This is a genomic window from Streptomyces sp. NPDC093085, assembly GCF_040683935.1.
In the GTDB taxonomy this organism is placed as follows: Bacteria; Actinomycetota; Actinomycetes; order Streptomycetales; family Streptomycetaceae; genus Streptomyces.
This window is the reverse complement of record NZ_JBFBFB010000001.1, coordinates 765,105-779,378: the sequence shown is the minus strand read 5'-3', so window position 1 is coordinate 779,378 and position 14,274 is coordinate 765,105. Positions and strand designations below refer to the sequence as shown.

General features: G+C 71.5%; 12 protein-coding genes. 5 read left to right on the top strand and 7 right to left on the bottom strand.

All coding sequences use genetic code 11. The features are described 5' to 3' along the window. Nucleotides 1–143 precede the first annotated feature (143 nt). From AB0O07_RS03190 to AB0O07_RS03175, 4 genes are all read left to right on the top strand, one after another. Nucleotides 144–1,967 (top strand): AMP-binding protein, encoded by a 1,824-nt coding sequence (locus AB0O07_RS03190; RefSeq protein ID WP_365625978.1) that lies wholly within the window; start codon nt 144–146, stop codon nt 1,965–1,967. Nucleotides 1,968–2,073: 106 nt separating this feature from the next. After that, entirely contained in the window at nt 2,074–2,904 is an 831-nt protein-coding gene (locus AB0O07_RS03185; RefSeq protein WP_365625975.1) for an aldo/keto reductase, read from the top strand. 155 nt (nt 2,905–3,059) lie between these two features. Next, nucleotides 3,060–3,920, top strand: a complete 861-nt coding sequence (locus tag AB0O07_RS03180; protein WP_365627948.1) for an RNA polymerase sigma factor SigF — start codon at nt 3,060–3,062, stop codon at nt 3,918–3,920. A 149-nt stretch (nt 3,921–4,069) separates the two neighbouring features. Beyond that, entirely contained in the window at nt 4,070–4,330 is a 261-nt protein-coding gene (locus AB0O07_RS03175) for a hypothetical protein (RefSeq protein ID WP_365625972.1), read from the top strand. A gap of 14 nt (nt 4,331–4,344) precedes the next feature. On the opposite strand, the gene AB0O07_RS03170 is transcribed toward AB0O07_RS03175, so the two are convergent. The 5 genes from AB0O07_RS03170 to AB0O07_RS03150 form a co-directional block, all read right to left on the bottom strand. Next, nucleotides 4,345–7,407, bottom strand: coding sequence for a glycoside hydrolase family 38 C-terminal domain-containing protein (locus AB0O07_RS03170; RefSeq protein WP_365625969.1), 3,063 nt, complete (start codon nt 7,405–7,407; stop codon nt 4,345–4,347). 129 nt (nt 7,408–7,536) lie between these two features. Further along, the gene (locus tag AB0O07_RS03165; RefSeq protein WP_365625966.1) at nt 7,537–8,790 is read right to left on the bottom strand and encodes a glycosyl hydrolase; all 1,254 of its coding nucleotides are present in this window, start codon (nt 8,788–8,790) and stop codon (nt 7,537–7,539) included. Between the two features lie 99 nt (nt 8,791–8,889). Further along, nucleotides 8,890–9,750, bottom strand: coding sequence for a carbohydrate ABC transporter permease (locus AB0O07_RS03160; RefSeq protein WP_365625963.1), 861 nt, complete (start codon nt 9,748–9,750; stop codon nt 8,890–8,892). After that, nucleotides 9,747–10,727 carry a sugar ABC transporter permease gene (locus AB0O07_RS03155; RefSeq protein WP_365625960.1) on the bottom strand — a complete coding sequence of 327 codons (981 nt, stop codon included), beginning with the start codon at nt 10,725–10,727 and terminating at the stop codon, nt 9,747–9,749. The genes AB0O07_RS03160 and AB0O07_RS03155 overlap by 4 nt, the downstream gene beginning before the upstream one ends. Nucleotides 10,728–10,744: 17 nt before the next feature. Beyond that, a complete protein-coding gene (locus AB0O07_RS03150) occupies nt 10,745–12,040 on the bottom strand; it encodes an extracellular solute-binding protein (RefSeq protein WP_365625957.1) in 1,296 nt (431 codons plus the stop codon). A gap of 364 nt (nt 12,041–12,404) precedes the next feature. Between AB0O07_RS03150 and AB0O07_RS03145 the strand changes: the two genes are divergently transcribed. Continuing rightward, a complete protein-coding gene (locus AB0O07_RS03145; RefSeq protein WP_365627945.1) occupies nt 12,405–13,421 on the top strand; it encodes a LacI family DNA-binding transcriptional regulator in 1,017 nt (338 codons plus the stop codon). Nucleotides 13,422–13,491: 70 nt separating this feature from the next. Here AB0O07_RS03145 and AB0O07_RS03140 read toward each other — a convergent pair whose 3' ends face one another. Together AB0O07_RS03140 and AB0O07_RS03135 are read right to left on the bottom strand one after the other, a co-directional pair. Further along, nucleotides 13,492–13,731: a hypothetical protein gene (locus tag AB0O07_RS03140; protein WP_365625954.1), complete on the bottom strand. Its 240-nt coding sequence runs from the start codon at nt 13,729–13,731 to the stop codon at nt 13,492–13,494. A gap of 108 nt (nt 13,732–13,839) precedes the next feature. Further along, entirely contained in the window at nt 13,840–14,253 is a 414-nt protein-coding gene (locus AB0O07_RS03135) for a hypothetical protein (RefSeq protein WP_365625951.1), read from the bottom strand. Nucleotides 14,254–14,274 lie beyond the last annotated feature (21 nt).

The window sequence follows — 14,274 nt, the reverse complement described above, 5'->3', positions numbered from 1 at the left end:
CACCACCTGCCCCTTCGCACCCTCAGTGACGCGCTGGCCTGCGGTTTTGGGGAGGCGCACCGGTTCTCCGGGCACCCTCCCCCCGGTTCGCGGGTTCGGGTACCGTCACCGGGCTGTGCGGAGCGCCACAAGGAGCCAGGCCATTGCGCGAGTTCACCGTCCCCCCGCTGCCGGCCACGCCCTACGCCGGCGGGCTCGCCGATGCCGTCTTCGACCACGCCCTGGACGAACCGGACCGGGTCGCGCTGGGCCGCAAGGACGCGGGCGGCGTCTGGCGGGACGTCACCTCGGCGGCCTTCAGGGACGAGGTGCTGGCGCTGGCGAAGGGGCTGCTGGCGCAGGGCGTACGGTTCGGGGACCGGGTCGCGATCATGTCCCGTACCCGCTACGAGTGGACCCTCTTCGACTTCGCGCTCTGGTCCGTCGGCGCCCAGCCGGTGCCCGTCTACCCGACCTCCTCCGCCGAGCAGATCCACTGGATGATGCACGACGCCGGGATCTCGGCGTGTGTGGTCGAGAACGAGGACCACGCGATGACCGTCGGTTCGGTCATCGACCGGCTGCCCGGGCTGGGGCGGCTCTGGCAGCTCGACGCGGGCGCGGTGGAGGAGTTGTACGCGGCGGGCGCCGCCCTCGACGACGAGGTGGTGCACCGGCACCGCTCGGCCGTCACCCCCGATTCGGTGGCCACGGTGATCTACACGTCGGGCACCACGGGGCGCCCCCGGGGGTGTGTGATCACCCACGCGAACTTCATGTTCGAGGCGGACACCGTACTGGCGCGCTGGGGCCCGGTCTTCGGCGGCAGGCGGGGCGAGGAGGCGTCGACGCTGCTCTTCCTGCCGCTCTCGCATGTCTTCGGCCGGATGATCGAGATCGCGGCGGTGCGCGGCCGGGTCAGGCTCGGCCATCAGCCGGCGCTCCAGGCGAGCGCGCTCCTGCCCGATCTGGCCGCCTTCCGGCCCTCGTTCATCCTGGCCGTGCCGTACATCTTCGAGAAGGTCTTCCACGCGGCGCGCCGGCGGGCCGAGACGGAGGGCAGGGCCCCGGCCTTCGACAAGGCCGTCGAGGTGGCGGTGCGGTACGCGGAGGCCCAGGAGCAGCGCGCCTTCGACCTCGGCCCCGGCCCCTCCGCCGCGCTGCGGATGCAGCACCAGATCTTCGACCGGGCGGTGTACGCGCGGCTGCGCGAGGCGCTGGGCGGGCGGGTGCGGCACGCCATGTCGGGCGGGTCGGCGATGGACCGGCGGCTCGGGCTCTTCTTCGCGGGCGCGGGGGTGCGGATCTACGAGGGGTACGGGCTCACCGAGTCCTGTGCGGCGGCCACCGCCAACCCGCCGGAGCGCACCCGGTTCGGCACCGTGGGCCGGCCGATCCCCGGCACCTCCGTGCATATCGCGGACGACGGCGAGGTGTGGCTGCGCGGCGGCCAGATCTTCGCGGGGTATCTCAACGACCCGAAGGCGACCGACGACGCCCTGCACGACGGGTGGCTGGCCACCGGGGACATCGGGGCGCTGGACGACGACGGCTATCTGACCATCACCGGGCGGAAGAAGGAGATCCTGGTCACCTCGGGCGGCAAGAGCGTATCGCCGGTGGTGCTGGAGGAGCGGGTGCGGGCCCATCCGCTGGTCGCGCAGTGCCTGGTGGTCGGCAACGACCGGCCGTATGTCGCGGCGCTGGTCACCATCGACCAGGAGGCCGTGGACCACTGGCTCGCGCTGCGCCGCAAGCCGCCGCTCAAGGCCGCCGAACTGGTGCGCGACCCGGATCTGGAGGCGGAGATCCGGCGGGCGGTGGTGGCCGCGAACACGGCGGTCTCGCAGGCCGAGTCGATCCGTACGTTCCGGATCCTGGCGCACCCCTTCAGCGAGGCGCGGGGGCTGCTGACGCCGTCGCTCAAGCTGAAGCGGAAGGCGATCGAGGCGTCGTACGCGGCGGAGGTCGCCGCGCTCTACCGGTGAGGCGCCGGCCGGCGGGGAGGGGAGCGGTTCCCCGCCCGTCGGGAATCGGCCGGGCTCTGAGATCGTTGGGGCGAGCAGAAACCGACGACGTTAGGATCGACACCTCGTGAGCAAGGTCCCCTCCCTCACCTTGAACAACGGCATCGAGATGCCGCAGCTCGGCTTCGGCGTCTGGCAGGTGCCGGACGACGAGGCGACGCGGGCCGTGGCGACGGCACTGGAGGCCGGCTACCGCTCGATCGACACCGCGTCCCTCTACGCCAACGAGGAGGGTACGGGCCGGGCCCTGGCCGCCTCGGGCATCCCGCGCGAGGAACTCTTCGTCACCACGAAGCTCGGCAACGGCGATCAGGGGTACGACGCGACTCTGCGCGCGTTCGACGCCTCCCTCTCCCGGCTCGGCCTCGACCATGTCGACCTCTATCTGATCCACTGGCCGCTCCCGGCCAAGGACCTGTACGTCGACACGTACAAGGCGTTCGAGAAGATCCTCGCCGACGGGCGCGCCCGCGCCATCGGGGTCTCGAACTTCCTCCCCGAGCACCTGGAGCGGCTGGCCGGCGAGACCTCCGTGGTCCCCGCGGTCAACCAGATCGAGCTGCACCCGCAGTTCCAGCAGGCCGCGTCCCGCGCCTACCACACCGAGCACTCCATCGTCACCGAGGCGTGGTCGCCGCTGGGCCAGGGCAAGGGGCTGCTGGAGGTCCCCACGGTGGTGGCGATCGCCCGCAAGCACGAGCGGACACCGGCCCAGGTGGTGCTCCGCTGGCACCTCCAGACGGGGCACGTGGCGATCCCCAAGTCCGTGACGCCGTCCCGGATCCGGGAGAACTTCGACGTCTTCGGCTTCGAGCTGGACGGCGACGACCTGGCCGCGTTCGCCGCCCTGGACGAGGGCCGGCGGCTGGGCGGCGATCCGGCGAAGGTCAACGGGTAGGGCGGAGCCCGGTTCCGGGGTGACGCGGGAAACTTTTCGCGGAAACGGGGAATGAGAACTCCGAGCGGGGGCACAAGCGCATCCTGTACGGACCGCTGCGTTGGAGGGTGAGTGTCATGACGACCAGGACTGTGGATGCCGTCGAGGCCGAGCAGATGGCGGGCGTCGTCCTGGCCGGCTCACCCACGGCGCCGGGCACCACCGGGGAGTTGCCCCGTATCGAGGACCCGGCGCGGGTCGCGCCGAGAGACGCCCGGGAGCTGTCGAAGCTCTTCTTCGACCGGCTCCGGGACCTCGAAGAGGGCACGCCCGAATACCAGTACGCCCGCAATACGCTGATCGAGATGAACCAGTCGCTCGTACGGTTCGCCGCCGGCCGCTTCCGCAACCGGGGCGGCGGCGATCTGGAGGACGTCCTCCAGGTCGGCACGATCGGCCTGATCAAGGCGATCGACCGGTTCGACCTCTCCCGCGAGGTGGAGTTCACCTCCTTCGCCGTGCCGTACATCGTCGGCGAGATCAAGCGGTTCTTCCGTGACACGAGCTGGGCCGTCCATGTTCCGCGCCGGCTCCAGGAGCTCCGCGTCGAACTGGCCAAGGCGAAGGAGCACCTGGCGACGGCCCTGGACCGGGACCCGACCGTCAAGGAGCTCTCCGAACTCCTCGGGCTCACCGAGGAGGAGGTCATCGAGGGCCTGGTCGCGACCAACGGCTACACCGCCGGTTCGCTGGACATGCCCACCGGCGAGGACGGCACCAACGGCGGCGGGCGGACCTTCGCCGATGTGCTGGGCGAGGCCGATCCGGCGATGGAGAAGGTCGAGAACCTCCATGCCCTGGCGCCGCTGCTGGAACAGCTCGGCGACCGTGAGCGCGCCATCGTGGAGATGCGCTTCGGCCAGGAGCTGACGCAGTCGCAGATCGGCGCCGAGCTGGGCGTGTCGCAGATGCATGTGTCGCGGCTGCTCAACCGCATCCTGACCCGGCTGCGCGCGGGGATGCTCGTCGAGGAGTGAGCGCCGCTCCCCGTACGGGCGTGACCGCCGCGCGGGGAGCGGCGCACACCCCATTGTCAGACCCATGAACCAGACTTGAGGGTCCGGTGGATTTTCCGGGAAGGTCCCGGGGCCGCCGGGCCCACTCCGGTTCATGGGAAGGAAGCGACATGTCGACCATCACGTCCCGCACCCCCGGCGCGGCGGACGAGCAGACCGCGGCCCGCGCCTATCTGCGGCTGCTGGCGGCCGTACGGGCGGTGCTGGACGACCCGGTCCGGGCCGGGCTGGCCGCGCCGCTGCTCGCGGCCCCGATCGAGGAGGCCGACGCGGCGCTCACGGCGGCGGGGCTCGCGGGCAACGAACGGGCCTTTCTCGACCTGGTCTCCGCCCAGGCCCGGGGCGGCACGGCCCCGGAGGGCCGGCCGTGAGCGCCCGGTGCCGGTCAGCCCCTGGTCAGCCGGAGCGTGACCAGTTCGAACGGACGGAGCGACAGCAGGACCGCGCCGTCCCGCACTTCGGGGGCGGCCTGCGCGCCCTCCGGCGCTGCGGTGAGCGGGCGCTCCAGCAGGTCGGTGACGGCGATCCCGGTGGCCGCGAAGCCGAGGCCGACCCGGGCCTTGGCCCGGCCGCCGGTGGCCTCGTAGAGCCGTACCACCACATCGCCGCTCGCGTCGTCGGCCAGCTTGACCGCGCTGACGACGACCGCGTCGTTGTCGACGGTGACCAGCGGAGCGACTTCCTTCGATCCGGTGAGCCGGCGCTCGGGCAGGTTGACGCGGTAGCCCTCCCGTACAGCGTCGCCGATCCCCGCGCCGGGGGCCAGCGCGTGGCGGAAACGGTGGACGCCCTGGTCGGTCTCGGGGTCGGGGAAGCGCGGGGCGCGGAGCAGCGAGACCCGGACGGTGGTGGTCGTCCCGGCGTCGGACCCCCGGACCGTACGGGTGACGTCGTGGCCGTAGGTGGAGTCGTTGACCAGGGCGACGCCCCAGCCGGGCTCCTCCAGGTGCACGAAGCGGTGGTTGCACGCCTCGAACTTGGCGGCGTCCCAGCTCGTGTTGGTGTGGGTGGCCCGGTACACATGGCCGAACTGGGTCTCGGAGGCGTACCGCTCGGCGTGGATGTCGAGCGGGAAGGCGGCCTTGAGGAACTTCTCGGTCTCGTGCCAGTCGACCTCGGTGTCGATGTCGAGCCGCTTGGCGCCCGGCGCGAGGGTGAGGAGCTGGGTGACCGTGGACTCCCCGAAGCTCCGTACGACACGGACCCCGACGGTCCCGGCGCCGCCGGTCTCCTCGTCGGCCCCGATCGCGGTGAGCGTGTCCAGCTCCGTCAGGTCGGTGACGGTGTTCCGGTAGAACGCGTCGACGTCCCAGGCGTCCCACTGGTTGGGGAAGTCGGGGTGGATCTGGAGCAGGTTGGCGGCCTCGCCGGGGGCGATCGCCTCCCGCTCGGCGCTGATGTCGTACGCCGAGACGATCAGGCCCCGGCCGTCGATCTCGACCTCCAGCAGGCCGTTGGTGAGCACGAACCCGCCGCCGTCGCGCGCGGTGAGCTGCGGGGCGGCGCCGCTCCCCGGCACGCCCGCCGCGCCCGCCGGGACGCCGCCCCTGGCGTGCGGCGCCGCGTTGAAGGCGAGCGGGAGGCCGCCCTCGGGGTCGCCGGCGAGGGCGCGCTGCGCGGCCCCGATGACGCCGGTGAGCTCCGCGGCGACCGTGCCATAGGTCTTCTCGGCCTCGCGGTGCACCCAGGCGATGGAGGAGCCGGGCAGGATGTCGTGGAACTGGTGGAGCAGTACCGTCTTCCAGACCCGGTCGAGGAGTTCGTACGGGTAGGCGGCGCCCGTCGTGACGGCGGCGGTGGCGGCCCACAGCTCGGCCTCGCGGAGGAGGTGTTCGCTGCGCCGGTTGCCCTGCTTGGTCTTGGCCTGGCTGGTCAGGGTGGCGCGGTGCAGTTCCAGGTAGAGCTCGCCGACCCAGACGGGCGGGTTGGGGTACTCGGCCTCGGCCTGGGCGAAGAAGTCGCCGGGGGTCTGCCACTCGACGGTGGCGGAGCCTTCGAGGCTGCGCAGCCGGGCCGCCTTGGCGACCATCTCACGGGTGGTGCCGCCGCCCCCGTCGCCCCAGCCGGTGGGGGCGAGGGAGCGCCGGGCGACGCCCTTCTCCTTGAAGTTCTTCGCGGCGTGGGCGATCTGCTCGCCCGTCATGGAGCAGTTGTAGGTGTCGACGGGCGGGAAGTGGGTGAAGATCCGGGTGCCGTCGATGCCCTCCCAGCGGAAGGTGTGGTGGGGGAACTTGTTGATCGTGGACCACGAGATCTTCTGGGTGAGCAGCCACTTGGATCCGGCGGCCTTGATGATCTGGGGCAGCCCGGCGGCGAAACCGAAGGTGTCGGGGAGCCACGCCTCGTCGTTCTCGATGCCGAACTCGTCGAGGAAGAACCGCTTGCCGTGCACGAACTGGCGGGCCATCGCCTCGGATCCGGGCATGTTGGTGTCGGACTCGACCCACATGCCGCCGGCGGGCACGAACCGGCCCTCCGCGACGGCCTTCTTGACCTTGGCGTAGACCTCGGGGCGGTGCTCCTTGATCCAGGCGAACTGCTGGGCCTGGGACATCGCGAAGATGAACTCGGGCTCGTCCTCCAGCAGGGCGGTCATGTTCGCCGTCGTACGGGCGACCTTGCGGACCGTCTCGCGCAGCGGCCAGAGCCAGGCGGAGTCGATATGGGCGTGGCCGACCGCGCCGATCCGGTGGGAGGTGGCCGGGGCGGGGGTGGCCAGCGCCTCGGCGAGGTGGGCGCGGGCGGCGGCGGCCGTGCCGTTGACGTCCTGGAGGTCGACCGCGTCGAGGGCGCGGCTGATCGCACGGAGGATCTCCCAGCGGCGGGCGCCCTCCACGGGGAGTTCGGCCATCAGCTCGCCGAGCACCTCCAGGTCCTGGACGAGGTTCCAGACGTTCTCGTCGAAGACGGCGAGGTCCATCCGGGCCAGGGTGTACTGGGGTTCGTCGCCCGCGGTCTCCTTGTCGCCGAGTTGCGTCGGCAGGAAGGGGTGGTAGTCGAGGATCACCGGGTTGGAGGCGGCCTCGATGTGGAGCACGACCTCTTCGCCGCCCTCGGCGGGGGCGCCGATCCTGACCCACTGGTTCCGCGGGTTGAGGCCCTTCACCGGGGTGCCGTCGGGGCGGTAGACAAGGCCCTCGCACTGGAAGCCGGGCATGTTCTCGTCGAAGCCGAGGTCGAGCAGGGCCTCGACGGTCCGGCCCGCCCACGCGGCGGGGACGGTGCCGGAGACGCGGAACCAGCTCGTACCCCAGGGGGCGCCCCAGCGGTCGCCGGCCGAGACCGGCTCGGCGGGTCCCGCGATGCCCTCCGCGACGGGGACGGGCTCACCGGGCGCGTGCCAGACGGCGACGTCCAGCGGGATCGACTCGGGGTAGACGGCGGGCCGGATGCGTTCGGCGAGGACGCGCTTGAGGCGTCCTTCGACCAGGGTGCGGTCGTCGTGCATAGCGGGTGCTCCTGGGGTGGGTGGTGCGGTGGGAGACCGTGGGTTCCGGGTGGGCTGTGGGTTTTCGGTGGCCTGCGGGTTCTCGGTGGACCGTGGGGTGCCGGGGTCCAGTGTGACCGGGGTGTCCGGTCAGGCGACATCGTCCGGGCGGACGAGCTCCGTGACGGAGCGGGAGCCGAGGTACGCGGTGTCCTCGGCCCGGCTCGCGAGGACCACGGCGGGCCGGGCGCCCTCGGCGGTCAGCCGGGCGAACGCCTCGAAGAAGGCGCCGCCGGGTGCGCAGGTGGCGCGGGCGGGCGCGGACTCGTCGCCGCCGGTGTCCAGGACGAGCCCGAGGGTGCGGGGCGCGGGCGCGTAACTCCGCTCCCGCCAGGCGGCGACCGTACGGGCCAGTGCCTCGCCGGCCGGTTTCACCTTCCGGTCGTTGGTGAGCAGCCCGAGGCCGTACTCCAGTTCCGGGAAGTCGGCGAGGGAGCGGGAGACGTCGTGGGAGCACCACCAGGTGACGCCCCAGACGTCGGCGCAGTCCAGCGCGTTGGCGACGGTGGCCTCGGTGAAGGCGGCGGCGTTCTCGGCCGGGATGAGCGGCGCGGGGGCGCCGACCTCCTGGAGCCAGACCGGCCGGTCCGGGGTGCGGGCCCACGCCTTGGCGAGTTCGATCAGATAGGCGGCGTGGTGCTCGGTGGCGGTGCCGGTCCTGCCGTGGCGCTGCGCGGTGCCGTTGAAGACCCAGGAGTGCACGGCGGTGACGGCACCGAGGGTGGCGGCCTGTTCGGGGGTGAAGGGGTGGCCGTCCTGGTACCAGGCGGCGTCGTACTCGGCGTGCAGATGGAGCTTGCCGGGGGCGCCCTCCTCGCAGGCGGCGAGCAGGGTACGGAGCCACGCGGCGGCCTGGTCGGGGGTGACCGGGTCGGGGTCGGGGTGGGGCGGGCCCGAGAACTGGTTGATCTCGTTGCCGATGGTCATGCCGATGAAGTTGGGCCGGTCGGCGAGGGCGGCGGCGAGGGTTCTGAGGTAGGCGGCCTGTCCGGAGACGACATCGTTGTCAGTGAACAGGTTCCGCCGGTGCCAGGTACGGGTCCACGCGGGCAGGAAGTCGAAGCTCGACAGATGGCCCTGGAGCCCGTCGACATTGACGTCCAGACCGCGTTCGGCGGCGGCGTCGGCGAGCTGGACGAGCTGCTCGACGGCGCGCGGCCGGATCAGGGTGCGGTTGGGCTGGAAGAGCGGCCAGAGCGGGAAGACCCGGATGTGGTCGAGGCCGAGCGCCGCGATCGAGTCCAGGTCGGCCCGTACGTCGTCCAGGTCGAAGTCCAGCCAGTGGTGGAACCACCCCTGGCTGGGCGTGTAGTTGACGCCGAAGCGTGGTGCGGCAGTGCTCATGGGGGCGACGGTGTCCTGGTTCTGGGGCGAGGGGCGGTGAGAGGTACGGATCGGAGTGCGGGGGTACGGAGGGGAGTACGGGGTGCGGAGAGAGGCGGGTCAGCCCTTGATCGCGCCTTCGCCGACGCCCCGGAAGAAGTACCGCTGGAGGCAGGCGAAGAGCAGGATGAGCGGGGCCACCGCGATGATCGTCCCGGCCGCGACGAGCCGGGGGTCCTGGACGAAGGTGCCCTGGAGGTAGTTGAGTCCGACGGTCAGGGTGAAGTTCTCCGGGTCGCTGAGGACGATCAGCGGCCAGAGGAAGTCGTCCCACGCGCCCATGAACGAGAAGATCGCGACCACGGCGAGGGTGCCCTTGACCCCGGGGAGCGAGATCCACAGGAAGCGCTGCCAGACGTTGGCGCCGTCCACGAAGGCGGCGTCCTCCACCTCTCGCGGCTGGCTGAGGAAGGCGTTCCGCATGAGCAGCACGTTCATCGCGCCGACGCAGCCGGGCAGCAGCACCCCGATGAGGGTGTTGTTGAGGCCGAGGTCCCGCATGGTGGTGAACTGGGCGATGATGATGGCCTCGACGGGGACGAGCATGGCGAGGATGAACGCCAGCATCGCGGCTTTGCGCCCCCGGTAGCTCAGCCGCGCCAGCGCGTATCCGGCCAGGGCGGCGCCCACGCAGTTGGTGACAACGTTGGCGGTGGCCACCTTCAGGGAGTTGAGCGCGTAGTCCCACACCGGGATGATCCGGGCGACCTCGGCGTAGTTGTGCAGGGTCGGCTCGCCCGGGAAGAAGGAGGGCGGGTAGCTGTAGATGTCCTCCGTCGGGCCCTTGAGGGAGGTGGAGAGCTGCCAGAGGAAGGGGCCGACCATGACGGCGAGCATCACGAGCAGCAGGGCGTAGCGGAGCACGAGCTGCCAGGGCGCGATGCGCCGGCCTTCGGCGTCGATGGTCCTCAGGATGGTCACGCGTCCTCCTTGCGGTCGGCGCGCAGCACCAGCAGCATCAGGGCGACCGTGACGACGAAGATGACGACGGAGAGCGCGGAGGCGTAGCCGACCCGGCCGCTGAGCCCGGTGCCCATCCGCTGGACGAGCATGACGAGGGTGGTGTCCTCCCCCGCCGGGCCGCCGCTGGGGCCGGCCAGCAGATAGACCTCGGAGAAGACCTTGAAGGCGGCGACCGAGGAGAGCGCGCCGACCAGGACCATGGTGGAGCGTACGGCGGGCACGGTGACGGTGACGAAGCGGCGGACCGCGCCGGCCCCGTCGACGGAGGCGGCCTCGTGGAGTTCACGGGGCACGTTCGCCAGCGCCGCCAAGTAGATGATCATGTAGTAGCCGAGGCCCTTCCAGACCGTCACCGTCATCGCGCTGAGCAGCAGCAGCCACTGGTCGCTGAGGAAGCTGATCCGGTCGATGCCGACGATCCCCAGCAGCCAGTTGACGAGCCCCCGGTCGTCGAGGAGCCAGACCCAGATGAGGCCGACCACCACGATCGAGGCGACGACGGGCGTGTAGAAGGCGGAGCGGAAGAAGCCGATGCCGGGGATCTGCCGCTGGACGAGGAGTGCCAGCAGGAGCGGCAGCAGCACCAGGGCCGGGACGACGCCGAGCATGTAGAGGGTGCTGTTGCGCAGCCCGATCCAGAACATGTCGTCGTGGAGCAGTTCGCGGAAGTTGTCCAGCCCGACGAAGCTGCCGGCGATCAGCGTCCGGCGGTCGGTGAAGGAGTTGACCACGGTGCTGAGGAACGGGTAGAGGCTGAAGGTGCCGACGATCAGGAGTCCGGGGGCCGCGAAGAGCCAGGGACTGACGGTGTGCTGACGCCGGATCCCCGGGGCGCGCCCGCGGCGGGGCCCACCGCCGGAGCCGAAGCTCCGGGAGGTGGACCCCGCCGCGGCGGAGTCGGAGGAGAGCGCCCGGGGGGCGGTGGTGCTTTTCATGGTGCGGGGCTCGGCTCTCAGCTCTGCTTGAGCAGACGGTTGCACGCTTCGACGGCCTGGTCGAGCGCGGCCTGCGGGGACTGCTTGCCCTGGAGCGCCTTGGCGACCTGGTTGCGCAGCTCCGTCTTCATCTGCTCGTTGAACAGGACGGGCGTGTAGTTCTCGGCCTTCTTCAGGGACTGCGCGGCGGCGATGCGCACCCGGGTCTCGTCGGTGCCGTCCTCCTTGGTGAAGTACGGGTCGTCGAGCGAGCCCTCGGTGCTCGGGAAGATGGCGACCTGCTTGGCGAAGGACATCTGGCGGGTCGCGTCGGTCACGTAGTGCGCGAAGGCGACGGCGGCGGGCTTCTCCTTGGTCTTGGAGTTGACCATCACGCCCATCACGTACATGTTGACCTTGCCGGTGTTGCTGATCTGGTCCGTGATGCCGATGTTCTTGTAGAGGTTCGGGGCCTTCTTCTTGAAGTTCTCCAGGTCGAAGGCGCTGCCCGGGTTCATCGCCACGGACTCGGTGAGGAACTTGGTGCCGGAGGACTCGGGGGTCGCGGTGAGTGCCTGCGGGTCGAGCGCCTTGGCCTCGAAGAGCTTCTTGTACTCGGTGAGCATCTCGACGCCCTTGGCGTCGTTGAAGGTGAACTCGGTGCCCTTGTCGTTCATCAGGGAGACGCCGTAGCGGCCGAAGTCCTCGATGGTGGGCACCTGGGCGAGGGTGGCGATCTCGCCCTTGGACTGCTTGGCGATCTTCAGCCCGTCCGAGAAGACCTGGTCGTAGGTGGTCGGGGGCTTCTCGGGGTCGAGCCCGGCCTCGCTGAAGAGGCGCTTGTTGTAGAAGGTGGGGCCGGTGTTCAGGTACCAGGGGAAGCCGTACGTCCCCTCAAGTCCCGGTATCTGGTGGCTCTTCCAGGCGTCCGGCAGATACTCCTTGGCGTACGAGGAGGCCGTCTTGTCCTGGTCCAGGTCGAGCGCGAGTCCGGCCTTGGCGAGCGGGGCCACCAGGTCGGGGGCGATGTTGACGACGTCCGGGAGGGTGCCGCCCGCCGCGTCGGCGCTCAGCTTGTCCGCGTACCCCTCGGCGGGCTGGTCGACCCACTTCACCGTGGTGCCGGGGTTCTCCTTCTCGAAGTCCTTGATGACCCCGTTGAAGTAGTCCTTGAAGTTGGCCTGGAGGTTCCAGGTCTGGAAGGTGATCTTCCCCTTGATCTCACCCGAGGCGTCGGAAGAACTGTCGTCGGACGATCCTCCACCGCAGGCGCTGAGCGGCAGGACGGTGGCGAGAACAGCGGCGAGGGCGACTGCTCTTCGGGAGATGCGCACGGTGGACGGCTCCTTCTGCTCGGACCAGGTACATGCGTTCGGCGAGCCGGGACGCCATCGTCCCGACTCCTATGCCCAGCAGACCTTGCAATGACCTCGCGCGAAAGTCAACACATTCTGGCCACAAAGGTGTTGACGGCTGGTTTAAGCCCAGGTCACGTCGGGCGACGGCCATTAGTTGCAGCCGAAGACTAATGCGCTTTAGGATGCCGCGACTCAAACGCATTGGTCCTAGCTGAGGGCCGCTCGTCCGATACGGCAGGAAATACGGCGGGAAATGCGGCAGGAAGGGGTATCCGGGGTGACAGCCGACCGGCCTTCGGAGCGGTCCACCGTCCGGCGCACTCCGGCGCGCCGCCCGACGATGAAGGACATCGCGCAGCGCGCCGGGGTCTCGGAGAGCGCCGTGTCCTTCGCCCTCAACGACCGGCCGGGCGTCTCGGAGATCACCCGCGACCGGGTCCGCAGGGTGGCGGAACAGCTCGGCTGGCGCCCCAGTACGGCCGCCCGCGCGCTCTCCGGCGAGGGCTCGGCCACGGTGGGCCTGGTGCTGGCCCGCCCGGCGGCCTCCCTCGGCGTCGACTCGTTCTTCCTGCACCTCATCTCCGGCATCCAGGAGATCCTGTCAGAACGTCAGCTCGGCCTCCTCTTCCAGGTGGTGGAGGACGTCACCGCCGAGTGCGCGGTCTACCGCCGCTGGTGGGCCGAGCACCGGGTGGACGGCGTCCTGGTGGTCGACCCGCGGACCGACGACCCGCGCCCGGGGCTCCTGGACGAGCTGGAGCTGCCCGCCGTCGTCATCGGCGAACTGCCGGACGGCGACACCCGTACGCACCCGGCGCTGAGCCGGGTACGGGCGGACGACGCGGGCGCGATGGCCGCCGTGGTGGAACGGCTCCACGCGCTGGGGCACCGCAGGGTCGTCCATATCGCGGGGCCCTCCTCGCTCGCCCACACCGAGCGGCGGACCCGCTCGCTCCGGGCCGAGGCCGCGCGGTACGGGCTGACCGAGGTCCGCTCGCTCACCACCGACTACTCCGACACCCAGGGCGCGGCGGTGACCCGCCGGGTGCTGGAGGAGGAGCGGCCGCCGACCGCCCTGATCTACGACAACGATGTGATGGCCGCCGCCGGGGCGGCGGTCGCGGCCGGGCTCGGGCGCGCGGTGCCCGGCGATGTCTCGGTGATCTCCTGGGAGGACTCGGCGCTCTGCCGGCTCGTCACCCCCTGGCTGACGGCGCTCTCCCGGGACGCGGTCGCGTTCGGCCGGATCGCCGCGCGGGAGCTGACCCGCCTCCTCGACGGCGGCGCGGCCCGTACCGTACAGGTCCCGCTCCCCCGGCTGATCGAACGCGAGAGCCTCGCGCGCGGGGACGGCTGAGCGGGGCCCGGCCGCACCCGTACGCACCACGCGGGTACGGATGTACGGGTGCGGCCGGGCCGGCCGGCGGTCAGCGCGCCGCCGTACCGCCCTCGCCCGGTGCCCGCTCCCCGGGCGCCCGCTCGGCCGGCTCCCCGGCGGCGGCGACGAGTTCGGGCTCGGGGTCGGGGTCGGGAGCGGTCTCAGGGGCGGGGGGTTCGGTGGCGGCCGGGTCGGGGGCCGGGGTGCGACGGCGCGGCTTGGGGGTTCCGGCGCGCGCGGCCTCGGCCCGGATCATGGCGTTGAGCGCGGCGAAGGCGTCGATGGGCATGGCTGTGTCCTCACGCTGACGAAGGGGGTGAACGTGCTGCTGAAGCGGGCGGGCCCGGCGTGCGGGACGCCGTGGGGGAGCCCGGTGGACGCGCGGAGGCGGGTCCGGTCAGCAGCGCAGCACCACACAGCGCGTCGAGCCGGCCGCGCGCGGGGGTCCCGCGAGGAGGCGGTGGCTCGGATACGGGGCGGGCCGGGCGCCGTACGGGGCGGCGAGGGCCGGCGGTTCCACCCGGGCCCGCACCGGACGCTCGGTCCTGGCCGGGTCGGTGTGCTGGTCGGTCTCGGCCGTGTCCTGCTGCCCGTCGCCGCCCGGGTCCGACGGTGCGGAGGTGCCGGAGACGGGGGGCTGTGGCGCGGCGGCCCGTACGGCCGCGGAGCAGGGCGAGAAGGAGAGGCCCAGGAGCGCGACGAGCACCAGCAGCGCCACCACCACGGCCCGGCGCACGGCGGCGCGGTGCGCGGCCGTGGCATACGCGACGGTGGCGCGCTGGGCGGGAGCCGGGGCACTGCGCATGGGCATGACCTCCTGGGACATGCCACC

Coding starts and splice junctions, on each gene's coding strand:
- AB0O07_RS03180 (WP_365627948.1), top strand. CDS start 3,060: ATGGCGGGCGTCGTCCTGGCCGGCTCACCCACGGCGCCGGGCACCACC.
- AB0O07_RS03175 (WP_365625972.1), top strand. CDS start 4,070: ATGTCGACCATCACGTCCCGCACCCCCGGCGCGGCGGACGAGCAGACC.
- AB0O07_RS03170 (WP_365625969.1), bottom strand. CDS start 7,407: ATGCACGACGACCGCACCCTGGTCGAAGGACGCCTCAAGCGCGTCCTC.
- AB0O07_RS03165 (WP_365625966.1), bottom strand. CDS start 8,790: ATGAGCACTGCCGCACCACGCTTCGGCGTCAACTACACGCCCAGCCAG.
- AB0O07_RS03155 (WP_365625960.1), bottom strand. CDS start 10,727: ATGAAAAGCACCACCGCCCCCCGGGCGCTCTCCTCCGACTCCGCCGCG.
- AB0O07_RS03145 (WP_365627945.1), top strand. CDS start 12,405: ATGAAGGACATCGCGCAGCGCGCCGGGGTCTCGGAGAGCGCCGTGTCC.
- AB0O07_RS03140 (WP_365625954.1), bottom strand. CDS start 13,731: ATGCCCATCGACGCCTTCGCCGCGCTCAACGCCATGATCCGGGCCGAG.
- AB0O07_RS03135 (WP_365625951.1), bottom strand. CDS start 14,253: ATGCCCATGCGCAGTGCCCCGGCTCCCGCCCAGCGCGCCACCGTCGCG.